Below are 22,435 nucleotides of genomic sequence, written 5' to 3'. Positions count from 1 at the left end.
GTGTCAGGCGCCCTTCGCGTCGCCCGTGCCCTCCTGCGCGTCCTTCCGGCACAGGATCTCTCCGTGCAGGACGCTGAACCATCCGTCCTCCCGCTGCCCCCATTCCCGCCAGGCCCGGGCCACGGCGCGCAGTTCCGCCTCGGTGGCGTGTCCGCCGCCGACGGCGCGCGCGGCGTAGGCGGAGGCCACCGTGCGGTCGGCCCACAGGCCGCTCCACCAGGCGCGCTCCTGCTCGGTGCTGAACGTCCAGGTCGCCGACGTGGCGGTGACGTCGGTGAAGCCGGCGGCGAGTGCCCAGGACTTCAGTCGGCGCCCCGCGTCGGGCTCCCCGCCGTTGGCGCGGGCCACCCTGCGGTACAGCTCCAGCCAGTCGTCCAGTCCCGCCGACGCGGGGTACCAGGTCATCGTCGCGTAGTCCGAGTCGCGCACGGCCACCAGCCCGCCGGGCCGGGTCACCCGGCGCATCTCGCGCAGCGCGCCCACCGGGTCACCGACGTGCTGGAGCACCTGGTGCGCGTGGACCACGCAGAACGTGTCGTCGGGGTGGTCCAGGGCGTGCACGTCGGCGACCGCGAAGTCGACGTTGGTCAGGCCGCGTTCGGCGGCGGTCGCCCGGGCCCGGTCCAGGACGCCGGGCGCGTGGTCGACGGCGGTGACGTGCCCGTCGGGGACCAGGGCGGCCAGGTCGGCGGTGATGGTGCCGGGCCCGCAGCCGACGTCCAGGATCCGCATCCCGGGCGTGAGCGAGCCGAGCAGATAGGCGGCCGAGTTGGCGGCCGTCCGCCAGGTGTGCGACCGCAGCACCGACTCATGGTGCCCGTGGGTGTAGACGGCGGTCTCCCGTGCTCGCGGCATGGCCGTTCCCCTCTCTCGCCGGAATGGCCTCACTGTAGGGTGCCAGCCGCATGCTGAGACAGTTCATTCCGTCATGCGGACAACCGTGGTGCGGCCGACGCCCCTTCCGACCCCTCCCCGCCGACATCCGGCGTCTCCTCGCGCGCCGACAGCAGACGGCGTACGACGAAGGCGGCGCCCGCGCCGAGGGTCGCGCCCGCGACGACGTCGACGGGGAAGTGGGCGCCCGTGTACACGCGGGACGCCGCCACCGAGAACGCGACCGGCGCCACCACCGCGCCCCACGCCGGCGACTCCAGGGCCACACCGGTGGCGAAGGCCGCCGCCGATGCCGAGTGACCGGACGGGAAGGACGTGGTGATCGGCTGCCGCTTCAGCCGGCGCACCAGCGGCACCGGGTCCAGCACCGGCCGCGGGCGGCGTACCGAGCGCTTGCCGACGGTGTTGATCGCCAGCGAAGCCAGGCTCAGCGAGGCGATGCCGCGCACGGCGGCCCGGCGGGCCCGGGGCGTGCGGCTCGCCGCGATCACGGCGGCGGTGGCGAACCACAGCACCCCGTGGTTCGCGCCGCGGCTCAGCCGGGGCAGGATCCGCTGCGCGCCCGGCCAGTCCCGCTCGGCGGCGAACTCGAACAGACGGCAGTCGAGGGCGATCAGCCGGTCGCGCAGCACGCTGCGGCCGGGCTCGGAGGCGGTCAGGTCGACGTCTGGGCTCATAGGGCCGCGGGTACCCTGAGGTGGCCGTTTCCTGCCTCACCCGGGCCGCCCCGTGCGGCGTGCCGCCCCCACGCGAGAGCGGGGCGGGCTGCCGGGTCCGGGGGATATCGGTTTGCCGCCCGCCGTGTGCGGCCCGCAGAATGCGTCCCCATGGGACATCTGGAAGCCGCGCACCTCGAGTACTACCTCCCCGACGGGAGGGCGTTGCTCGGCGACGTGTCCTTCCGGGTGGGCGAAGGGGCCGTCGTGGCCCTCGTGGGACCCAACGGCGCCGGCAAGACCACCCTCCTGCGGCTGATCTCCGGTGAGCTGAAACCGCACGGCGGCACGGTCACCGTCAGCGGCGGACTCGGCGTGATGCGCCAGTTCGTGGGCTCCGTACGGGACGAGACGACCGTGCGCGACCTCCTCGTGTCCGTGGCCCAGCCCCGCATCCGGGAGGCCGCGCGGGCCGTCGACCGGGCCGAGCACGCCATCATGACCGTCGACGACGAGGCCGCCCAGCTCCAGTACGCGCAGGCCCTCGCCGACTGGGCCGAGGTGCGCGGCTACGAGGCCGAGACGCTGTGGGACATGTGCACCACGGCCGCGCTGGGCGTGCCGTACGACAAGGCGCAGTTCCGCGAGGTGCGCACCCTCTCCGGCGGCGAGCAGAAACGGCTCGTGCTGGAGGCGCTGCTGCGCGGCGCCGACGAGGTGCTGCTCCTCGACGAGCCCGACAACTATCTCGACGTGCCGGGCAAGCGGTGGCTGGAGGAGCGGCTGAAGGAGACCCGCAAGACCGTCCTGTTCGTCTCCCACGACCGCGAACTCCTCTCGCGCGCCGCCGAGAAGATCGTCTCCGTGGAGCCCGGCCCGGCCGGCGCCGACGCCTGGGTGCACGGCGGCGGCTTCGCCACCTACCACGAGGCCCGGCGTGAACGCTTCGCCCGCTTCGAGGAGTTGCGCCGCCGCTGGGACGAGAAGCACGCGCAGCTGAAGAAGCTGGTGCTGAACCTGCGTCAGGCCGCCTCCGTCAGCCATGAGATGGCTTCCCGCTACCACGCCGCCCAGACCCGGCTGCGCAAGTTCGAGGAGGCGGGTCCGCCGCCCGAGCCGCCGCGCGAGCAGGAGATCACCATGCGCCTCAAGGGTGGCCGCACCGGCGTAAGGGCGGTCACCTGCAAGGGACTTGAGCTGACCGGTCTGATGAAGCCGTTCGACCTGGAGGTCTTCTACGGCGAGCGTGTCGCCGTCCTCGGCTCCAACGGCTCCGGCAAGTCCCACTTCCTGCGCCTGCTCGCCGGCGAGGACGTGGCGCACACGGGGGAGTTCAGGCTCGGCGCGCGGGTCGTTCCCGGGCACTTCGCCCAGACCCACGCCCACCCCGAACTCCAGGGGCGCACCCTGCTCGACATCCTGTGGAGCGAGCACTCCCAGGACCGGGGCGCCGCCATGTCGAGGCTGCGCCGCTACGAGCTGACCGGCCAGGCCGAGCAGAGCTTCGACCGGCTCTCCGGCGGGCAGCAGGCCCGCTTCCAGATCCTGCTCCTGGAACTGCAGGGCGTCACCGCCCTGTTGCTCGACGAGCCGACCGACAACCTCGACCTGGAGTCCGCCGAAGCCCTCCAGGAAGGTCTGGAGGCCTTCGACGGCACGGTCCTGGCGGTCACCCACGACCGCTGGTTCGCCCGCTCCTTCGACCGCTACCTGGTCTTCGGCACGGACGGCCGGGTCCGCGAGACCCCGACCCCGGTCTGGGACGAACGCCGCGTGGAGCGAGTGCGCTAGTGCCGTGACCAGGCTCTGTTCCGCGCGGGGTCACTTCCAGCGGAGCAGGGCGCCCAGGCCGCCCACCGGGGTCTCCTCGGACTCCGGCGGGAGCACCAGGACCGGGGCGTCCGTGGTGACGGCCGAGCGGATCAGGGCGTCGTCCGCTCGGGCCGCCCATGAGTTCTGCTCACCCAGTGTCTTCAACTCGGTGCGCCGGACCGCCAGTTGGTCGGCGTCCTCGCCGATCCACACCTCACGGTGGGTGTCCGGCCCGTCCGCGCGGATCAGCAGCTCGTCGATCCGGTGCTCACGGGCCGCCTCGACCAGCGCCGGCACATCCTCCACGGCCCCGGCCCGGCCCTCGCCGTCGGGGGCACGAGCGGCCAGGAACCGCTCCCGCTCGGCCTCGGCCCGCCGGCGCGTGTGCTCGGCGCGGGCCGACTCCACGTCCTCGTCGAGCAGCCGGCTGCCCGCGCCGTGCGAAGCCTCGACGACCCGGTCCCGCAACCGCTGCGGCAGCCGCTCGTGCACGGCCCGCCGCTCCCGGTCGTCCCCGACCAGGACGATCAGGTCGGCGCCGGTCTCCTCCTGGCAGGCGGAGACGTGGCCGGCGATCTCCCCGGCGTTGTGCTCCCAGGTGTTCTCCACCTTCAGCTGGAAGTGCCGCTCCGACCAGTCGGCGGACGACGTGCGGTGGATCGGGTACTGCCGGCCGGTGACCGTGCCGGCCTCCCGCCGGCCCAGTCCGCTGCGCAGCTCGAGGTCCGCGCCCCGGCGGTCCACGTAGGCCACCAGGCACACGGGGTCCTGGCCGGCCAGCTCCAGCAGCGGCGTCACCCGCGGCAGCGGCGCCCACTCGGCGTGGTCGCCCTGCGGGGGACGCGCCAGCGGCGGATCGAGGACGACCTCGCCGGCGCGGGCGAACAGGGCCCGCCCGTGCGGTTCGCCGGAGCGGCGCAACTCGTCGATCGCAGTCTCCACCGCCCGGCAGGTGGCTTCGTCCGCGCCCTGCTCCGCCAGCTGCCGCGCCATCGCGGCGGCCGTCAGACGCCGCTCGTGCGGGGTGCTCTCGGTGTGCCGTGAGGTGTCGACGTAGACGGAGGCCCAGGGGCCGGAATGTTCGTACAGTGGATGCAGAAAGGCGAGATCCATGGCTCCCTCCCGGATGCCGCTCGGGGGTCGTTTCGCACCGGGCGGGTACCCGGACGACATGGACGAACACAACGAGCGGGGCACCACGATGACCGGAGTCGACCCGGACCGGCTGGACGACCAGCAGCTGATGAAAGAGCTGGAGACGATCCACCGCACGCGCCACGACACCCTCCTGCACGGCTCGAACGACGCGCTGCGCGCCCACAACGACCGCATGGCGAAGCTGGAGGGCGAGTACCTGCGCCGCAACCCGGACCGCTTCGTCGCCCCCAGCCGCACCCGGGACGGCGCCCGCGAACGTGACACGGCGACGGAGAGCGGCGGCAGAGGAGGCCGCGCGGACACCCCGGTCGGCAAGTGGGGCCCGGGCTCGGCCGGCGGTACGGGCAGGCCGGGCCGCGGGACGAAGGAGGGCCCCGGCGGGGAGTGAACCCACCGGGGCCACGAGGGCGGCGGAGCATCGCCCGGGGTGGTCGAGAGGCGACCGGACCAGCCCGACCCGGCCGCCGTCGGGGCGTCTCAGGCCGCCTCGGTCTCCTTGGCGAAGACGTCCAGGAACGCCTCGCAGAACGCCTTCAGGTCGTCCGGCTTGCGGCTGGTGACCAGCTTGTTCGGCCCGTGGTCGCAGATCTTCACCTGCTCGTCGACCCAGGTGCCGCCCGCGTTGCGGATGTCCGTCCTGAGGCTCGGCCACGAGGTCAGCGTCCGGCCCCGTACGACGTCCGCCTCCACCAGCGTCCACGGGGCGTGGCAGATCGCGGCCACCGGACGGCCCTGCTCGAAGAAGTCCTTGACGAACGCCACCGCCTTGTCGTCGGTGCGCAGGAAGTCGGGGTTGGCGACCCCGCCCGGCAGCACCAGCCCGCCGAAGGAGTCCGCTGACGTCTCCCCGACGACCTCGTCCACACGGAACGTGTCCGCCTTGTCGAGGTGGTTGAAGCCCTGGACCTCACCGGAGTCGGTCGACACCAGCACGGGCTCGTGACCCGCCTCCACCGCCGCCTGCCACGGATCGGTCAGCTCCACCTGCTCGACGCCCTCTGGAGCCGTCAGAAACGCGATACGCATGTTCGTTCACCGTCCTTCCGCGGCGGGCCGGCCGGCCTCGTGGGCCCCGGCCCGCCGCTGCTCGTTCCATTCACCACTGCGGGCACATCGGCGAGGCCCCGCCCCGCTCACCGCTCGCTTCCGACCAGGGTTTCGGCCAGTTCCTGCACCGTGGCGTAACGCTCACCGCGCGGCAGCCGCCCCACCGCCTCCACGAGGCCGTCCGGGGCGTTCTTGCGGCGCAGGGCACGCGTCAGGTCCTCCGGCCCCGCGGGGAAGGAGCCCCGGCCCAGGATGCGGGCCAGCTCCAGCCGTACGGTCGCCAGCGACGCCCGGGACGTGCCCGGCACCACCGGACCGCCCCACACCTCGGGGTCGTCGTCGGCGGACGGCTCGGGGTCGTGCCACTCCTCGGACCGGGTGGGGTGCCCGGACCTCAGCAGACCCTGCAGTTCGTGCTTCATCTCGTCGTCCCGGTGGACACTCAGCCGGTCGCTGCCTCGCTGCATGTCTCCCTCCAGATCTTCGGGGTCGGCCCACCGCGTACCCGAGGCGCGGACGCCGACACGGGGCACTTGGAGCCGATGTGCGCCGGATCGGGCGGGGTGTTTGAGAGGCCGGGGCCGGGGCAGGCGCGGAATCAGTGCTTCGGACCGGAGGCACGTCCGTGGGACACCGCAGTTCGCGACCCCGGCGGGCCCCTCCGGTCGTGCCGCGTCGCATCTCCACGGTGACCGGCCAACCCAAGCACTCCAAGGGAGTTGCCACGTTCATGCGTACATCCGTGCCCAACCCCGTGCCCGACCTCGTGCACGACCGGGGGAGCGCGAAGCGCCACCCGCACCATGACGCCCCCGACACCGCCGACGACTTCCGCAGGCTCGCCGCCCTGCCGCCCGGCCCCCGGCGCGACGCGCTCCGCGCCCGGATCGTCGAGGCCTGGCTGCCCATGGCCGACCGCCTCGCCGGCCGCTTCCGCGACCGCGGCGAGAACACCGACGACCTCCGCCAGGTGGCCGCCCTCGGCCTGGTCAAGGCCGTCGACCGTTACGACCCCGAGCTCGGCAAGGCGTTCGAGAGCTACGCCGTGCCCACCATCACCGGCGAGATCAAGCGGCACTTCCGCGACCACATGTGGACCCTGCACGTGCCGCGTCGGGTGCAGGAGCTGCGCAACCGGGTGCGGGTCGCCTGCCGGGAGCTGTCCCAGGCCGGCTCCGCCCACCACCCCGCCGTCGCCGACATCGCCCGGCACACCCGGCTGAGCGAGGAGGAGGTGCGCGAGGGGCTGCTGGCGCTGGACAGCTTCAGCGCGCTGTCGCTCGACGCGCAGACGGCGGGCAGCGAGAACGGCTACTCCCTCGGCGACGCCCTGGGCTCGCCCGACCCCGCGCTGGACACGGTCGTCGACCGGGAGTCGGTGAAGGCCGGGCTGGCCGCACTGCCCGAACGCGAGCGGACGATCCTCTACATGCGCTTCTTCCAGGACATGACGCAAAGCCGGATCGCCGAGCAGCTCGGCATCTCCCAGATGCACGTCTCCCGTCTGATCAACCGCTGCTGCGAACGCCTCCGCGAACAGGCCCTGAAGGAAGCGGCATAAGGGAGCCGAGACCGGGGCGCCGCGTCCCCCCTCGCGGGGCGGCGCTGTCGCCGGGCTCGGGGGCCGGGTGGCTCGCCGGGGAGTCACCCGGTTGGTGGGAGTGGGTCCCGCTAATGGCGGGTGGTCGCGCGCGGGTGGGGCCGTCGGCGGGCTGTGATGGCTGTGGGGCATGGACGTCGTGCCCCGCAGTCGCCGGCCGAAGGAGCCGTCCCATGCGCCGCACCGCCCGTGTCCTGTCCGTCGCCGCCCTGGGCGCCGCCGTGCTGTCCGGCGCCGTCCCGGCCGCGTCCGCGGAGCCGGCGGCGGAGATCGGTCCGGCCGCCGTCCCCCCGGGTGGCAGCGTCACCGTCTCGGTGACCTGCGACCCCCTCGGCGGTCCCGCGCCCGAAACCGTGGACGCCACCTCCCGGGCCTTCGCCGACGGGACCGTCACGCTCACCCTCGTGCCGGGCGGCGACGAGCTGACCGGCCCCGCCTACAAGGGCACCGCCCGCATCGCCCCCGCCACGGCCCTGACCGTGCCGGTGGACGCGGACGGGGCCGGCGATCCGCCTGCCGACGCGCCCGACGGCACCGCGTCGCCGTCTGCGGGCTCCGCCTGGAAAGTCGACGGAGTCTGCCCCGCCCCGCCGGGCGGACGCGGCACGCCGTGGAGCGCCGGCTTCGACATCACCGAGGGCGGGAGCGACGCCGGGGCGCCCGCCTGTCCCGAGGGCAAGGCCTGCACGCCGCCGTCGGCGCCCTGCGAGGGCAAGGCCTGCACGCCGCCGTCGGCGCCCTGCGAGGGCAAAGCCTGCACGCCGCCGTCCGCGCCCTGCGAGGAGGACCACCTCGACGCCTGCGGCTCGCGCGGGACGTGCGCGGAAGGCCCGCAGGACGCCAAGGATCCCGAGGCCCCCGATACCTCCCTCGATTCCGACGAACCCTGCGCCGGCCACGAACCCTGCGCCGCCGGCCAGGGCGAGGAAGCCGACGCCGAGCGCGGCCGGCCCTGCGGGACCCCCCGGCCCGCACCCTGCCCCGACCACACCCGCGGAGCAGGCCCGCGCGACGACGCCTGCGCCGGCGCGGCCGTCCAGCACGGGGTGCGGGCCGGGGCGGGTGGCGCCTTCACCGACTCCGTGCCGGCACTGGCCGCCGGCACCCTCCTCATCGCCGGCGCGTTCGGCGCCGCCGTCCACCGGTTGCGCCGCCGTGACGCCGCGGGACGCCTCTGACGCCGCCCCCGCGCCGTGACCGGCGCAACACCGGCGAGGCGGCCATGGGAAGGCGGCACACGGGGTACTCGGTGCGCGAGGGCACACCCGGCCCCGTACGAGATGTCACGCACCATCCGGCGCACGGGCGGACAGCGGCCCCGGCCGGCGGACGCGTGGCGACCGGCCGGCGACGGCACTCGGCACCAGGGACGGACTGCGCGGAGGACCTCATGCGGCGGACGGAACCGGAAGGCCACGGGCCCGTCCGCTACGGCCCCCCGCTCCCCGGGGACGGTCTGCCCGTACCTCCCGGCCTCGCCGAGGCCCTCGCATCCGCCGCCTCCCACGGCGACGGCGAACCCGTCGGCGGCGGCCCCGCCCTCCTGGACGCGGCCCGCGGCTACTGGGAGCGGCGCGGCACCCCCGCGGGCCCCGAGCGGATCGTGGCCGGCCCCGGCGCCCCGGCGCTGCTGCTCGCGCTGACCGCCGCGGTCGGCGGGGACGTCCTCGTGCCGAGGCCCTGCGCGGCCTGGTGGGCGCCGTACGCGCGACTGCTGGGCAGACCCGTCTTCCACGTGGCGACGCCCGCCGAGTGCGGCGGCGTCCCGGACCCGTTCGCGCTCCTGGAGACCGTGCGGCGGGTGCGCGCCGAGGGCGGCGACCCCCGGCTGCTGGTGCTGTCCGTCGCCGACGACCCCACCGCCACCGTCGCCCCGCCCGAGGTGCTGCACGAGGCCGTGGAGGCCGCCGCCGACGAGGGGCTGCACCTCGTCAGCGACGAGACCTGGCGCGACACGCTGCACGACCCGCACGCCACCGTGCTGGTCAGCCCCGCCGAGATGCTGCCGGACCGGGTCACCGTCGTCAGCGACCTCGCCGGCGCGCTGCTGCCGACGGGCTGGCCCGCCGCCGTGGCCCGGCTGCCACCCGGGGCGGCGGGGGACGACCTGCACGCGCGCGTGCTCGACGTCCTCACCGCTCTCGACGCCCGTGTCGCCGCCCCGGTCGCCGCGGCCGCCGCCCATGCCCTGACCGAGCCCGAGCCGGTGCGCACGCGCGTGCGTGACGCCGTACGGCTGCACGCACGCCTGGCCGCCGCCGCGCACGACGCCGTCGTGTCCGCCGGTGCGCTCGCCCCGCCGCCGCAGGCCGGCCGTCATCTCTACGTCGACCTCGGCCCGTTGCGTGACGCGCTCGCCGCGCGGGACGTCGACGACGCACAGGATCTGGAGGACCTCCTCACCGCCCGGCTCGGCATGCCCGCGCCGGGCGGCCACCGCTTCGGCGACGACCTCGCCGCACTGCGCGTCCGCCTCTCCACCGGCGCGCTGCTGGGCGGCACGGACGCCCAGCGCACCGAAAGCCTCACCTCACCCACCCCGTTGGAACTGCCACACGTGCACCGCGCGTTGACCCACCTGAGGTCGGTCTTCGACGATCTCGGCGGCGACGCTCAGCGATGGGAGCCTCCTCGATGACGCAGCAGTCCGAGTCGACCACCACCCGTGCGACCGCCTTCACCGGCACGACCGTCACCACCGCCCCCGGCGGCGCCCGGAAGGCCGACCCCCCGGCCCCTGCGTCCCCCGCGAGCCCCCTGCCCGCCCCGCCCGCCGTCCCGCAGGCGTCCTCGGCGCCCCCCGCCCCCGCGGAGCCCTCGCCGACGGCGGCGCCCGTGCCCCCGGCGCCCTCCGCGCCGCCGCTCGCCGAGCCCCGGCCGCTGGGGGAGCGGCGGGTGTGGCCGCGCTCCTTCCACGACCGGCTCACCGCCCCGCTGCCCGACCTCAAGGCCATGGCCCGCTTCGCCCGCGAAGGCTCCGTACGCCCCGGCCGGGAGGGCCTCGCCGACATCCCCCGACTGCCGTTCGAGCCCGGCCCGTTGCCCGCCGTGGACGCCCGCACCGTCGCCGTCTCCTGGGCGGGGCACGCCAGTTGGGTGGTGCGGATCGGCGGGCTGACCGTGCTGACCGACCCGGTGTGGTCCCGTCGCATCCTCGGCACCCCGGCCCGCGTCACACCCGTCGGCGTCCCGTGGGAGGCGCTGCCGCCCGTCGACGCGGTCGTCGTCAGCCACAACCACTACGACCATCTGGACGCGCCCACCCTGCGCCGACTCCCGCGCGACACACCGGTGTTCGTCCCGGCCGGGCTCGGCCGCTGGTTCCTGCGCCGCCGGTTCACCCGCGTCACCGAGCTGGACTGGTGGGAGGCGGCCGAACTGTCCGGCGTCCGCTTCGACTTCGTCCCGGCCCACCACTGGTCCAAGCGCAGCCTCACCGACACCTGCCGTTCCCTGTGGGGCGGCTGGGTGCTCACCGACCGCGACGGGCAGCGCCTCTACTTCGCCGGCGACACCGGTTACGGCCACTGGTTCTCCCGCATCGGGCAGCGCTACCCGGGCATCGACCTCGCCCTCCTGCCCATCGGCGCCTACGATCCCCGCTGGTGGCTGAGCGACGTCCACTGCGACCCGGAGGAGGCGGTGCGGGCCGTCCAGGACCTGGGGGCGCGCCGGATGGCCCCCATGCACTGGGGCACGTTCGTCCTCTCCGCCGAACCGGTCCTCGAACCCCTCACCCGGGTCCGCGCCGCCTGGCAGCAGGCGGGCCGCCCCCGCGCCGACCTGTGGGACCTCCCGGTGGGAGGCTCCCGGGTGCTCGACCGCCCAGGGCCCGCCGCGACCTGAGCGAGAAGTCGTCCGCGCCCTGACGGTCCTCCCACCCCAGACAGGGTGAGAGGGCCGTCAGCACGTGCGGGCCGGATGAGGGGGACGGACGACCCGGGGGCTGGGGAGCTGTCGCCCTGAGCCGCCGCTGCGGACCGGAGGTCTACGCCGGGTCCGTGTGCCGCAGGCGGCGCCACACGCTGGGGGCCGCGCCGATCACGACGGTCAGCGCGATCGCGGCCAGCACGCCCTGCCAGGGTTCCGGGAACAGCGAGCCGCCGAGGATGCCGATCAGCTGGTAGGTGAGCGCCCAGGCCAGACAGGCCGGCAGGTTGCCCCGGGCGAAGCGGCGCAGCGGCCACTTCGCCAGCAGGCAGGCGAGCATCACCGGGATGCGGCCCGCCGGCACCAGCCGGGACAGCACCAGGACGGCCACGTCGTGGTCGGCGAGCTTGGCCTGCGCCTGCGCGAGCCGCTCCTCCGGCGCACGGTTGCGGATCGCCTCAAGCCAGCGCGAGCCGTTCTTCGAGCCCAGTCCGCGCCGGCCCAGCCAATACAGCGCCGCGTCCCCGAGGAACGCGGCCAGGGACGCCGTCACGAACACCAGGAGCAGCGAGAAGGGCGCCGTCTGGTGGAAGGCGACCACGGCCGCCCCGCTCACCAGCGCGCCCGTCGGCACCACCGGCACCAGCGCGCCGGCCAGCACCAGCAGGAACAGCGTCGGATAGCCGATCGCCTGCTGCGTGGACTCCGTCGGCAGGAGCGCGACGACGGCCAGCGGCGTCGGATCGTCCTCGGGTCTGAGCGCGGCCGACATCCACGCGGCCGGCGCCGTCCACGCGGCGGGCGGCGTCACGGCGTGACCACCGGGCGCACGCTCTCCCCGTGCGCGAGCCGGTGCACCGCGACCGCCGGCGCGCGTTGCGCGGCCCGGCGCACGAACTCCTCGCCCGGCGCATGGAATTCATGGGGGCGCACGGCGTCCATCCCGATCGGCCAGTACGTGCCGTAGTGCACCGGCACGGCGCTGCGGGGCGCGAGCCGCGCGAGCGCCTGAGCCGCGCGCCCCGCGTCGAGATGCCCCTCGCCGAGATACGGGCCCCAGCCGCCCACCGGCAGCAGCGCCACGTCGACCGGCCCGACCTCCTCGGCCATCCCCTCGAACAGGCCCGTGTCCCCGGCGAAGTACGTGCTGGCCTCGCCCTCCACGACGTATCCGAGCGCGGGGGAGCGGTGCGGTCCGACCGGCAGCCGCCGGCCGTCGTGCTCCGCGGGCACGGCGCGTATCCGCACCGGCCCGGCGTCCGTCTCGTCGCCCGGCGCCATCTCGGTCACCCGCAGATGCGTCAGTCGGCGCAGCCCCGGCACGGCGCGCGGCGCGCCCCGGGGCACGAGCAGGCGCGTGCCCGGCGCGAGGCGCGCCAGGGAGGGCACGTGCAGATGATCGGCGTGCAGGTGCGACACGACCGCCACGTCCGCGCGCCACGCCTCCGGCGGGGGCACGGCGCCGCGGCGACGGCGCAGGTGGGCGAGCCGGCGGGCGAACAGGGGATCGGTGAGCACACGGACGTCCGAGTCCTCGACCGTGCAGGTGGCGTGACCCCACCAGGTGATCTCCACCGGCACCTCTTTGCCTCCTTCGTGCGACTCCCCCGAAGCCTACGGGCAGGAGTAGGGTCGGCGGCGAAACCCGGAGGTGAGAGGGGACGCCATGGGGCCGGTGCGGGTCACGGCGATCGCGAGTCTGACGCCGCTCGAGGAACTGGACGCCGATCCCTTCCTGGTGGACTCCCGCGGCCAGCACGCGATGTGCGCGCGGTGGGCCGAGGAACACGGGTACGTCGTCCGCCGGGAGTTGCTGGTGCGCGCGCTGCGCCCCGATCACTGCGTGCTGTGGGACGGCGTCCGGCCCGGCGTCGACGTGTTCGTCGCGCCCAGCCGCCGGGTGCTGGAGAGCGCCCTGTCCTCCGTCGAGGAGTTCACCGAGGAGTGCGAGCGGCGCGGGGTCCGCGTGGAGACGGTCGGCCTCGCGGAACCCGCCTACGACGCCCAGATGAAGGCCCGCGTCCACCGCCGGCTGTCCATGCCGACGGCGGGCTACGACGGTCGCTGACGCTGCGCCCCCGGCCGCCGGAACCGGCCCCGGACCGTCCTCCGCGCGGTATGACAAGGTGGGTGGCGGTCCCCCGGGCGGCGGGGCCGGAACGTGAGGTGGCTGGGCGTGCGGGGAGTGCGTTGGCGGCGGGCCGTCAGTCAGGCCGGTCGGAGCGTCGCGGTGTGGGCGGTGTCCACGGTCACCATGCTCGCGCTCGCGGGCGTCCTGCCGGACTTCCGGCTGCAGTCGCCGGACGGCGACGACTCTCCCACGATCGCCGTCACGGCCGCCGTCGGCGCCGGCGTCTTCGGCCTGCTGTCGGCGCTGGTCTGGCCCGTCCTGGTGCGCCTGCTGCTGCTCGTGCCGGCGCTCGTCCTCGGCCTGCTGGTGTTCTTCCTCAACGGCTCGCTGCTCCTGCTCGCGCTGCGGCTCAACCCCTCCGGGCAGAGCGAGGTGGCCCCGGAGACGGCGGTGATCGTCGCCGCCGTGATGTCCGCCGTCGCCTCCGCCACCGGCGGCGCGCTCGCCGTACGCGACGACGACGCCTACCGGCACCGCCTCCACCGGCTGTCCGTGCGCCGCCGCCGGGGCGGCCCGGCCTGCGAGACCACCCCCGGCACCGTCTTCCTCCAGCTCGACGGCGTGGGCCACGACGTCCTGCTCGCGGCGGCCGCGACCGGGGTGATGCCCACGACGGCCCGCTGGCTGGGACACACCCCCGGCCACGCCGCCACCCACCGCCTCACGCTCTGGCACACCGACTGGTCGAGCCAGACCGGTGCGAGCCAGCTGGGCATCCTGCACGGCAGCAACCACGACGTGCCCGCCTTCCGCTGGTACGAGAAGGACAGCGGCGAGGTCATGGTCTGCAACCGGCCCACCAGCGCCGCCGAACTCCAGCGCCGCGCGGTCGAGCGCACCGGTGACGCCGGACTGCTCGCCGGCGACGGCGCGAGCCGCGGCAACCTCTTCGGCGGCGGCGCAGAAGAGCAGGCACTCGTCCTGTCCATAGCCGTCGGCCGCCGCGACGCGGCCACCCGCTCCCGGGCCGGCTACTTCGCCTACTTCTCCGACCCGGCCAACGCGGTGCGCACCGCGCTGTCGTTCGTCGCCGAGGTCGTCCGCGAGATCGTCGAGTCCACCCGCGCCCGGCTGCGAAGACAGCGCCCGCGCGTGGGGCGCGGCGGCCTCTACCCCTTCGTCCGCGCCTTCGCGACCGTCGTCGAACGCGACGTCGTCGTGGCCGCCGTCATGGGCGACATGCTCGCCGGCCGCGGCGCCGTCTACGCCGACCTCGTCGCCTACGACGAGGTCGCGCACCACTCCGGCCCGCGCAGCCGCGACGCGCGGAAGGTCCTCGCCCGCCTCGACCGGTCCCTTGCGCTCATCGCGAACGTCGCTGAGCACGCGCCCCGCCCCTACCGGATCGTCGTCCTGTCCGACCACGGGCAGAGCCCCGGGGAGACCTTCCGAGCCCGCTACGGCCTCACCCTCGGCGACCTGGTGCGGGCCGGCTGCGGTCTGCCCGTCCCGCGCCGGGCGCGGCACACCCACAGCGGGGCCGAGGCGCGCGCGGCCGTCCGGGCGGCGCTGCGCAGACCGGAGGAGGAGACCGACGGCGGACACCGCCCGGCCCCCGGCCCGGAGCCCCTCGTCCTCGCCTCGGGCAACCTGGGCCTGGTCTCCTTCCCCGACGTGCCGCACCGGATGAGCAAGGAGGAGATCGACGCCCGTCACCCCGCCCTGCTGTCCACGCTCGCCAACCACCCCGGCATCGGCTTCCTCCTCGTGCGCAGCGAGCGGCACGGCGGGGTCGTGCTCGGCGCGTTCGGCGCGGAGATACCCCTCGACCGGCTCGACGAGGAACCCGGACCGCTCGCCGGGTTCGGGCCGCGCGCCGCCGACGCGGTGCGCCGCACGCACGCCTTCCCGCACACCGCCGACATCATGGTCAACTCCTTCCACGACCCCGCCGACGGGGAGGTGCTCGCCTTCGAGGAGCAGATCGGCTCGCACGGCGGCCTCGGCGGCCCCCAGGCCAGACCGTTCCTGCTGTCCCCGCTCGACCTGTCCGCCCCGGTCGGGGACGGCGAGGAACTCGTGGGCGCCGAACAGGTCCACCGCGTCCTGCGCCGCTGGCTGAGCGAGCGGAACGCCCCCGAGACGCCCCTGGAGCCGGCCCCCGAACGGGCCGCCTGAGGGGCCTTGCGGGTCCCACCCGGGGTGCCGGTAAGAACGCTGTCACCAGCCGCAAACGACGGCCGCGCATTGGACGCTGTTGAAAGACGAGCAGGGGCTCGTGCCCGGCAAGCTCGGGAGTGCAGTGTTGCGGATGCGGACGAGCTGACCGGCTGGCTCGTCGAGCACGCCGTGGGCAAGGAGCGGCGGCCGGAGCAGGTACGGGCAGAACTGCCGGCCCGCCGCCGATCGGAGAGCCATCGCAGGCCGCCCTCGGTCCGCGCAGACGAGTTGCCGGTAGACGCTGTCTATGGATACCTGGTAGACACTGTCTATGGATGGTGAAGTGCCCCTGCGGGAAAGACTGGTCGATGCCGGCGTAGAGCTGGTGCTGTCTGAGGGCACCGCTTCGGTCGGTCTTCGGGAGATCGCCCGCCGGGCAGGTGTGTCGCACGGTGCGCCGCGGCGCTACTTTCCGACACACCAGGCGCTGTTGTCGGCCATCGCGCGCAAAGGCTTCGAGGAGCTCGGCGCGCGGTCCGCCGCAGCCACGGCAGGGACTGCCGTGCCGCGTGACGAGTTGGCGGCGCTGGCGCGGGTGTACGTCACCTACGCACTGGAACGGCGCGGCATGTTCGAGTTGATGTTCCGTCACGACCTGCTCGACAGCGGCAAGCAGAGGGCAACTCCGGACGGGCCTCGGCTGAGGGAGGCGACGCTCCCGATGTTCCAGCGCCTCACCGAGCTCGTCGCTCGGTGCCGGGGACAGGCGCTGGAGTCTTCGGCGGCAGTCACCGCGGCTGCTCTGTGGGCGAACCTGCACGGCATCGCCCAACTGTTGTCCTGGGGCAGCCTGCAACTCGCCCTCGGCAACGGGGGTTCCGACAGTCATGACCGGTTGATCGAAGCTGCGCTGGACGCCCATCTCGGGCCGATGGCCTCATGACCGGGCGACTGCGACGCTCGGTCCCCCTTCTCGTCAGCGTGGCCGGGACGGTGATCGTCGCACTGGACGGCACCGTTGTGCTGGTGGCGCAGCCCAGCTGCAGCGTTCGCTCGCCGCGAGCCCGGCACATATCCAGTAGAGGAACGAATTGATGTATGAGCGCTTAAAGCGGCTGACCGGGCCAGTACTGCGTACCGCGGCGCGGCTCGAAGCCGTGGGCCTGGAGAATGTGCCGCAGTCGGACGGCGTCATTCTCGCGTCCAACCACCTGTCCATCGTGGACTCCACCTTCCTGCCACTGGTGCTGGACCGACAGGTGACCTTCATGGCGAAGGCGGAGTACTTTCAGGGAGGTTCGTGGCCGACGCGGATCGTCTCGTCCTTCATGCGAGGCAGTGGGCAGGTTCCAGTCGACCGCGAGAACCAACGGGCGGCGGTAGCCTCGCTTGACGCGTGTCTTCGGGTGGTGAAGGACGGCGGCCTCTTCTGTATCTACCCCGAGGGCACACGCTCCCCGGACGGCCGGCTCTACCGGGCCAAGACGGGCGTGGCATGGCTGGCTCTCAAGTCCGGAGCGCCTGTGGTGCCGGTGGCCATGAGTGGCACCGACCGCGTCCTGCCGCCCGGACGCGTGCTTCCGCGTCCGGCCAAGGTCAAGGTCACCTTCGGCAAGCCCGTCGATCTCTCCCTGTACGAGGGCTCCGCCGCTGACGCCGGTGCCCGAAGGGCTGTCTCCGACCTGATCGTGCAGGCCATAGCAGAGGTCTCCGGCCAGGAGTACGTGCCCGTGTACGCGGCGAGGGCGAAGGAGCAGGGCTGACCCGGCCCTGTTCTCTTCGAAGCTACTGCGAAGTGACAAGCAGCTCTCTGTGATCAACAAGGCGCGCGGTCAGGGACAGCGGGGCGGGTCCGGGGACCTCACCGACCTGGAGGGCGGCGAAATGTCGTCGGTGACGACCGGCGGCCGGCCACCGTGCTTGCCCTTGCGGGCCGCCCCTTCCCCACCGGGCCGCCCTAGGCCCTGGATTCACCTGGGCCTGAAGTCGGCATCGATGAGAGGACGAGCACCAAGATGACGTATCAGGATCGACCCACGGCGCCGGACAGGGTGATCTCGGAGAAGGCGCAGACGGACGATGCGGGACCGTCGGCGGGGCGGGAGCAGGACGGTTCTGCCGAGGAGTCCGTACGGGTGCGGTCGTCGGGAGGCGCGGAGTTCGTGGTCCGGCTACTGCGTGCGGAGCGGCCAGACGCCCCGGTGGCGCTCGTGGTACCGGCGATGGGAGCGCGGGCGCGGTTCTACGCTCCCTTCGCCCGCGGGCTGCACCAGGGTGGCCTGCACGTAGCGGTCACGGACCTCCGTGGCCAGGGCGAGAGCACCCCGGTAGCGCGCCGCGGAGTGGCGTACGGGTACCGGGAGATGGTCGATGACGACCTTCCCGCGGTCGCCCGTGCGGTCTCCGCCGCGTTCCCGCGTTCGCCGGTGGTACTCATCGGGCACAGCCTCGGCGGCCAGCTCGCGCTGCTCAGCAGCGCGACCGGGCTCACCGGGGTGCACGCCGTCGTGCTGACGGCGGCCGGGTCGGTCTGGTGGCGGGGGTTCGGCTCGGTACGTGGGCTCCGCAACCTGGTCGGCAGCCAGCTGTTCGCAGTGCTCGCCACGGCGCTCGGCTACTGGCCCGGGGAACGGCTCGGCTTCGGTGGCACCCAAACCACGGCAGTGATGCGGGACTGGGCGCGACAGGGCCGCACCGGCCGCTACACGCTGCGAGGGAGCGACACCGACTACGAGGCGGCGCTCGCGCGGCTGACGCTTCCCGTCCTCGCGGTCGGCGTGGACAACGACAGCCTGGCGCCGTCCGGCGCGACGGACCATCTGCTGCAGAAGATCCCGGCTGCCCCGGTGAGCCGGTGGCACTACTCCGAGACCCTTGCCGGCAACCACCGGTTGGACCACTTCCGGTGGGTCCGGCACAGCGACGGCATGAGCGCGTACATCACGGACTGGATCTCCGGCACGCTCGCCACACGGCAGGACGACGACGCGCAGCAAAGCACGCAACCGGACCCGGCCGGTGAAGGCCGCCCCGACGAAGGAGAAGACTGAGGTGACTGCCGGCAGGACACCGGTGCCCGGAACCAGAGTCATACAGTGAATCTCGCCGGGGACGCCGGCCGCCGTTCACGGCCCGTGGGCCGGTCTTCCGGGTGCGACGACGGCGAGTGTGATCGGATGGGAACACGGAAACCCGTCACCCGTGAACCCGTCCGACGGGACCCCCACGCGAAAGGAACAACCGTGGCCACCACGCGCACCGCACACACCGAATGGGAAGGCAACCTGCTCGAGGGCAACGGCGTCGTCACCTTCGACTCCTCCGGCATCGGCCGGCAGCCGGTGTCGTGGCCGTCGCGCGCCGAGCAGGCGAACGGCAAGACCAGCCCCGAGGAGCTGATCGCCGCCGCCCACTCCTCCTGCTTCTCCATGGCCCTGTCGCACGGCCTGGCCGGCGCGGGCACCCCGCCCACCAGGCTCGTCACGTCCGCCGACGTCACCTTCCAGCCGGGTGAGGGCATCACCGGCATCCACCTGACCGTCGAGGGCACGGTCCCCGGCCTCGACGAGGACGCCTTCGTGGCCGCCGCCGAGGACGCCAAGAAGAACTGCCCGGTCAGCCAGGCTCTCGCGGGCACCACGATCACCCTGTCCGCCAAGCTCGCCTGAGCCCCGGACCGCCCCGGCCGGCCGTCGCGCACCCCGCACGGCCGGCCGGCTCGCGTCCGGCACGCGGGAGGGCGCCAGGGCGTCAGGGCTTGCGGGCCACCCCGGCGTACACCGGCACGATGCCCTCCGCCTGGAGCGTCACGTCCTCCGGCTCGGGCCGCCAGCCCGACACCGGGATCACTCCCGGACCGAGCAGCTCCAGACCCTCGAAGAAGCGGGAGAACTCCGCGAGCGAACGGGGATGGAAGGGGGTGCCGCTGCGCCGGAAGTGGTTCGCCGCCTGCTCGATGGCCTCCGGGTTCAGATCAGGCGTGACCTGGGAGAGGATCAGGTGACTCCCCGGCGCGAGCGCGGCGACGTACCGTTTCAGCAGCCCGTACACGTCGTCACCCGAGGGGTCCTCGCCCAGGTAGTGGGTGAGTGCCACCAGCGACAGCGCGACCGGCCGCCCGAGGTCCAGCGACTCGGCGGCCCGGTGCAGCACGGCGTCCAGGTCGCGGACGTCGGCGTGCACGTACTGGGTGGAGCCCTCGGGGGAGCCGTGCAGCAGCGCCTCGGCGTGCCGCAGCACGACCGGGTCGTTGTCCGCGTACACGACCTTCGCCTCCGGGGCGACGCCCTGCGCGACCTGGTGCAGGTTCGGCTCGGTGGGGATGCCCGTGCCTATGTCGAGGAACTGGCGTATCCCGGCCTCGGCGACGGCACGCACGGCCCGCTGCATGAACCGGCGGTTGGCGCGCGCCCCGCGCAGCACCGTGCCGTCCACGGCGAGGATCCTGCGCGCCAGCTCCTCGTCCACGGGATAGTTGTCCTTGCCGCCCAGCCACCAGTCGTACACCCGGGCTGGGTGCGGCCGGCTGGTGTCGATGCGCAAGGGGGTCTCGGACTCGGATCCGGTCATACGGGGTCGTCTCCTCGGGCGTGCGGTACGGATGGTCAGGGCCGTGCGAAGCCCGCGGGACCCGTGCCGGGCCCTGGGCGGCTCTTGCGGATCAGAGGCTTCCGCGGGCGTCCCGCAGAAGCTCCTTCGTGCGCTCTGCCGACGCCGCGTGCGTCGTGATGTGGTCGAGGACCTCCAGATGCGCCGACACCTCGTTGCGGGAGTCGAGGTACAGCGCGCCGGAGACGTACTCGGTGACCACCATGTCGGGCAACTCCGGTTCGGCGAACCGGAAGAGGGAGAACGGCGCGGACGTCCCCGGGTGCGGGCCGTCCGCGAACTCCGCCACCTGCAAGGTGATCCGGTCCCGTTCCGCGAACTCCAGCAGTTTGTCGAGCTGTCCGCGCATGACGGCCGGGTCGGCGCCCACCGGCCGGCGCAGCACCGTCTCGTCCATCACCGCCCACAGATGGGGTGCGTCGGGGCCTTCCAGCAGCCGCTGCCGGGCCATCCGCAGCGACACGTGCCGCTCGATCGCCTCCGGGCTCCTGCGCCCGACCGTCCCCGACTCCAGCACGGCACGCGCGTACGCCTCGGTCTGCAACAGGCCCGGCGCGAAGTGCGGTTCGTAGGAGCGGATCAGCCGGGCCGCGCCCTCCAGGCTCACGTACAGGCTGAACCACTCGGGCAGCACGTCGTGGAACCGCTGCCACCAGCCCGGCCGGTTCGCCTCCTCGGCGAGCGCCACGAACGCGTCGGCCTCCTGCGCCGGCACGCCGTAGGCGTCCAGCAGCACCTGCACGTACGGGATCTTCAGCGAGACCTCGGCGGTCTCCATGCGCCGCACGGTCGCCGGGGCCACCCGCAGAGCGCGGGCCGCCTCCTCGCGGCTCAGCCCGGCCGCCTCGCGCAGCTCCTGGAGCCGCCTGCCCAGTACCACCTGGCCCACCGTGGGCGCGGGCCGCCGCTCACTCACGCCACGTCTCCCCTGTGCGTCGAGACACGCGGACAGTCTGTCATGTTCCGGTTCCCGTCCGCAGGGGGAACGGCAGGAAGATCGTCCGGCGGGATGCGCCGCGATCGCCCGGACGGCATTACCCCGGGAGTAATCGACCCCGCTTCCCCCGCACGGGATCGTAAGGGCAGCGGGTCCGGGCCGGCGCACTCCGGTCCGGACCCGCCGCCCCAGCCGCATCCCGACCTCGACGGAGGGTGATCCGCCATGTCCGCCACCCAGACCACCGCGCCCGTCCGCCCCGCCCGGCGCACCGCGCTCCTCGCACTCGCCCGCACCGCCGACCCGCACACCGCGCTGCGCCGCTTCCTCGCGCTGGACGCGGTGGTGACCGGCGTCAACGGCCTCGCCTACCTCGCCGCCTCCGGGCCCCTCGGCCGGCTCCTCGGCGTCGGTTCCGCGACACTGCTCGGGCTCGGCGCGTTCCTCACGGTGTACGCGGCCGGCGTGGGCCTGCTCGCCACCCGCGCCCGCCCCGCGGCGCTGCCCGTGCGGGCGGTGATCGAGGCCAACGCCGGCTGGGCCGTGCTCAGCTGCGTCGCCCTCGCGCTGTGGCTCTCACCGACCCTCGTGGGTGAGGTGTGGACCGTGGCGCAGGCCCTCGTCGTGGCCGGCTTCGCGGCACTCCAGCAGACGGCGCTGAAGGCGCGCGACAACTGACTGACAGTCAGTTTCCGAGCAGGTGGAGGTACTTGACCGTCGCCGGGTCGGCCGGGAGCAACGTCTCGATGGCCAGTTCGGCGACGGTCACGTCCATGGGCGTGTTGAACGTGGAGATCGACGAGATGAACGACAGCGTCCGGCCCTCGTGCTCGATCAGCAGCGGCAGCGCGAAGTACGGCACCGGATCGTCGCCTTCGCCCCCCGAGCAGCCCCCCGCCCCGGGCCCGGTCTTCGGCGCCGGATAGGCGGCCACCTCCTCGTACAGCGCCCGCAGCGGCGCCGACCGGTGCAGGGCGATGTCGCGCTCCATCTGGGCGAGCAGATGGCCGCGCCACTCGGGCAGGTTCCGGATGCGCGGCGCGAGGCCCTCCGGGTGCAGGGTCAGGCGCATCGCGTTCAGCGGGGGCGTGAGCAGCGACTCGGGGAGGCCGTCCAGCAGCAGGGTGATCCCGCGGTTCGCCGCCAGCACGTTGTACATCGCGTCCACGACCAGCGCCGGGTAGGGCTCGTAGCCGCGGATCAGGCGCTCCATGCCGGTGCGCAGGGCGTCCAGCGCCGGGTCGTCCAACGGGGTCTCCCGGTACCGGGGGGCGTAACCCGCCGCGAGAAGGAGCGAGTTGCGCTCCCGCACGGGCACGTCGAGGTGTTCCGCCAGTCGCAGCACCATCTCCTCGCTGGGCCGGGAGCGGCCCGTCTCGATGAAGCTGATGTGCCGCGCCGAGGAGTCCGCGCGCAGCGCCAGCTCCAGCTGGCTCACCCGCCGCCGCTCCCGCCAGGCCCGCAGCAGGGGGCCGACGGCCTGGGCGGGGTCGGAGGCGACAACGGTCATGCCGCCGACCGTAGCCGACGGAGCGTCGCGCCACGAGCCCGCCGGCCCGGTGCGGCTTCGGGCGGGGGCCGTCACGGCGGCGCTGTGGGAGGCTGGACGGGTACGCGACACC

21 protein-coding genes and 2 pseudogenes are annotated in these 22,435 nt (G+C 74.0%); 13 read left to right on the top strand and 10 right to left on the bottom strand.

Going from position 1 to position 22,435, the window contains the following annotated elements:
* Window positions 1-3 precede the first annotated feature (3 nt).
* Together EV567_RS06895 and EV567_RS06890 are read right to left on the bottom strand one after the other, a co-directional pair.
* A complete protein-coding gene (locus EV567_RS06895; protein ID WP_130437761.1) occupies window positions 4-855 on the bottom strand; it encodes a class I SAM-dependent methyltransferase in 852 nt (283 codons plus the stop codon).
* 119 nt (window positions 856-974) lie between these two features.
* Window positions 975-1,571: pseudogene (locus tag EV567_RS06890) on the bottom strand (phosphatase PAP2 family protein); the annotation flags it as partial.
* A 150-nt stretch (window positions 1,572-1,721) separates the two neighbouring features.
* On the opposite strand from EV567_RS06890, the gene EV567_RS06885 reads away from it, so the two are divergent.
* On the top strand, window positions 1,722-3,341 hold the full coding sequence (locus EV567_RS06885) for an ABC-F family ATP-binding cassette domain-containing protein (protein WP_130437760.1): 1,620 nt from the start codon (window positions 1,722-1,724) through the stop codon (window positions 3,339-3,341).
* Window positions 3,342-3,371: 30 nt separating this feature from the next.
* Here EV567_RS06885 and EV567_RS06880 read toward each other — a convergent pair whose 3' ends face one another.
* Window positions 3,372-4,475 carry a Vms1/Ankzf1 family peptidyl-tRNA hydrolase gene (locus EV567_RS06880; protein ID WP_130437759.1) on the bottom strand — a complete coding sequence of 368 codons (1,104 nt, stop codon included), beginning with the start codon at window positions 4,473-4,475 and terminating at the stop codon, window positions 3,372-3,374.
* 58 nt (window positions 4,476-4,533) lie between these two features.
* On the opposite strand from EV567_RS06880, the pseudogene EV567_RS06875 reads away from it, so the two are divergent.
* Window positions 4,534-4,779, top strand: a pseudogene (locus tag EV567_RS06875) (DUF6158 family protein); the annotation flags it as partial.
* A gap of 218 nt (window positions 4,780-4,997) precedes the next feature.
* Here the strand turns inward: EV567_RS06875 and EV567_RS06870 are convergent.
* Window positions 4,998-5,546 (bottom strand): type 1 glutamine amidotransferase domain-containing protein, encoded by a 549-nt coding sequence (locus EV567_RS06870; protein WP_130437758.1) that lies wholly within the window; start codon window positions 5,544-5,546, stop codon window positions 4,998-5,000.
* A 107-nt stretch (window positions 5,547-5,653) separates the two neighbouring features.
* Window positions 5,654-6,034 (bottom strand): DUF2795 domain-containing protein, encoded by a 381-nt coding sequence (locus tag EV567_RS06865; RefSeq protein WP_130437757.1) that lies wholly within the window; start codon window positions 6,032-6,034, stop codon window positions 5,654-5,656.
* 263 nt (window positions 6,035-6,297) lie between these two features.
* Here EV567_RS06865 and EV567_RS06860 point away from each other — a divergent pair, with 263 nt between their 5' ends.
* From EV567_RS06860 to EV567_RS06845, 4 genes are all read left to right on the top strand, one after another.
* The gene (locus EV567_RS06860; RefSeq protein WP_130437756.1) at window positions 6,298-7,128 is read left to right on the top strand and encodes an RNA polymerase sigma factor SigF; all 831 of its coding nucleotides are present in this window, start codon (window positions 6,298-6,300) and stop codon (window positions 7,126-7,128) included.
* A gap of 212 nt (window positions 7,129-7,340) precedes the next feature.
* On the top strand, window positions 7,341-8,345 hold the full coding sequence (locus tag EV567_RS06855) for a hypothetical protein (RefSeq protein WP_130437755.1): 1,005 nt from the start codon (window positions 7,341-7,343) through the stop codon (window positions 8,343-8,345).
* A gap of 212 nt (window positions 8,346-8,557) precedes the next feature.
* The gene (locus EV567_RS06850; RefSeq protein ID WP_130437754.1) at window positions 8,558-9,805 is read left to right on the top strand and encodes an aminotransferase class I/II-fold pyridoxal phosphate-dependent enzyme; all 1,248 of its coding nucleotides are present in this window, start codon (window positions 8,558-8,560) and stop codon (window positions 9,803-9,805) included.
* Window positions 9,802-11,013, top strand: a complete 1,212-nt coding sequence (locus EV567_RS06845; protein WP_207228696.1) for an MBL fold metallo-hydrolase — start codon at window positions 9,802-9,804, stop codon at window positions 11,011-11,013. Before EV567_RS06850 ends, EV567_RS06845 begins: the two co-directional genes overlap by 4 nt.
* Before the next feature lie 142 nt (window positions 11,014-11,155).
* Here the strand turns inward: EV567_RS06845 and EV567_RS06840 are convergent, their stop codons facing one another.
* Both EV567_RS06840 and EV567_RS06835 read right to left on the bottom strand, forming a co-directional pair.
* A complete protein-coding gene (locus EV567_RS06840; RefSeq protein WP_130438294.1) occupies window positions 11,156-11,809 on the bottom strand; it encodes a DedA family protein in 654 nt (217 codons plus the stop codon).
* 35 nt (window positions 11,810-11,844) lie between these two features.
* Window positions 11,845-12,618: an MBL fold metallo-hydrolase gene (locus tag EV567_RS06835; RefSeq protein ID WP_165430320.1), complete on the bottom strand. Its 774-nt coding sequence runs from the start codon at window positions 12,616-12,618 to the stop codon at window positions 11,845-11,847.
* A gap of 85 nt (window positions 12,619-12,703) precedes the next feature.
* Here EV567_RS06835 and EV567_RS06830 point away from each other — a divergent pair, with 85 nt between their 5' ends.
* The 6 genes from EV567_RS06830 (at window position 12,704) to EV567_RS06805 (ending at window position 18,936) form a co-directional block, all read left to right on the top strand.
* On the top strand, window positions 12,704-13,105 hold the full coding sequence (locus tag EV567_RS06830) for a hypothetical protein (RefSeq protein WP_130437753.1): 402 nt from the start codon (window positions 12,704-12,706) through the stop codon (window positions 13,103-13,105).
* A gap of 108 nt (window positions 13,106-13,213) precedes the next feature.
* Window positions 13,214-15,286 carry a phage holin family protein gene (locus EV567_RS06825; protein ID WP_130437752.1) on the top strand — a complete coding sequence of 691 codons (2,073 nt, stop codon included), beginning with the start codon at window positions 13,214-13,216 and terminating at the stop codon, window positions 15,284-15,286.
* A gap of 313 nt (window positions 15,287-15,599) precedes the next feature.
* Complete coding sequence (locus tag EV567_RS06820; protein WP_130437751.1) at window positions 15,600-16,211, top strand: TetR/AcrR family transcriptional regulator; 612 nt, start codon at window positions 15,600-15,602, stop codon at window positions 16,209-16,211.
* Between the two features lie 151 nt (window positions 16,212-16,362).
* On the top strand, window positions 16,363-17,031 hold the full coding sequence (locus tag EV567_RS06815) for a 1-acyl-sn-glycerol-3-phosphate acyltransferase (protein WP_207228695.1): 669 nt from the start codon (window positions 16,363-16,365) through the stop codon (window positions 17,029-17,031).
* Between the two features lie 252 nt (window positions 17,032-17,283).
* Window positions 17,284-18,318, top strand: coding sequence for an alpha/beta fold hydrolase (locus EV567_RS06810; protein ID WP_130437749.1), 1,035 nt, complete (start codon window positions 17,284-17,286; stop codon window positions 18,316-18,318).
* A gap of 192 nt (window positions 18,319-18,510) precedes the next feature.
* Window positions 18,511-18,936 carry an OsmC family protein gene (locus EV567_RS06805; RefSeq protein ID WP_130437748.1) on the top strand — a complete coding sequence of 142 codons (426 nt, stop codon included), beginning with the start codon at window positions 18,511-18,513 and terminating at the stop codon, window positions 18,934-18,936.
* Between the two features lie 82 nt (window positions 18,937-19,018).
* On the opposite strand, the gene EV567_RS06800 is transcribed toward EV567_RS06805, so the two are convergent.
* Both EV567_RS06800 and EV567_RS06795 read right to left on the bottom strand, forming a co-directional pair.
* Entirely contained in the window at window positions 19,019-19,837 is an 819-nt protein-coding gene (locus EV567_RS06800) for an SAM-dependent methyltransferase (protein WP_130437747.1), read from the bottom strand.
* Window positions 19,838-19,928: 91 nt separating this feature from the next.
* Window positions 19,929-20,792: a helix-turn-helix transcriptional regulator gene (locus tag EV567_RS06795; RefSeq protein ID WP_130437746.1), complete on the bottom strand. Its 864-nt coding sequence runs from the start codon at window positions 20,790-20,792 to the stop codon at window positions 19,929-19,931.
* A 246-nt stretch (window positions 20,793-21,038) separates the two neighbouring features.
* Here EV567_RS06795 and EV567_RS06790 point away from each other — a divergent pair, with 246 nt between their 5' ends.
* Window positions 21,039-21,491, top strand: a complete 453-nt coding sequence (locus EV567_RS06790; RefSeq protein WP_130437745.1) for a hypothetical protein — start codon at window positions 21,039-21,041, stop codon at window positions 21,489-21,491.
* Between the two features lie 7 nt (window positions 21,492-21,498).
* Here EV567_RS06790 and EV567_RS06785 read toward each other — a convergent pair whose 3' ends face one another.
* Window positions 21,499-22,323, bottom strand: a complete 825-nt coding sequence (locus EV567_RS06785) for a helix-turn-helix domain-containing protein (RefSeq protein ID WP_130437744.1) — start codon at window positions 22,321-22,323, stop codon at window positions 21,499-21,501.
* Window positions 22,324-22,435 lie beyond the last annotated feature (112 nt).

Origin of the sequence: Streptomyces sp. BK239 (genome assembly GCF_004217285.1) — a bacterium.
Classification (GTDB): domain Bacteria; phylum Actinomycetota; class Actinomycetes; order Streptomycetales; family Streptomycetaceae; genus Streptomyces.
This window is presented reverse-complemented; position numbering and strand designations above follow the sequence as displayed.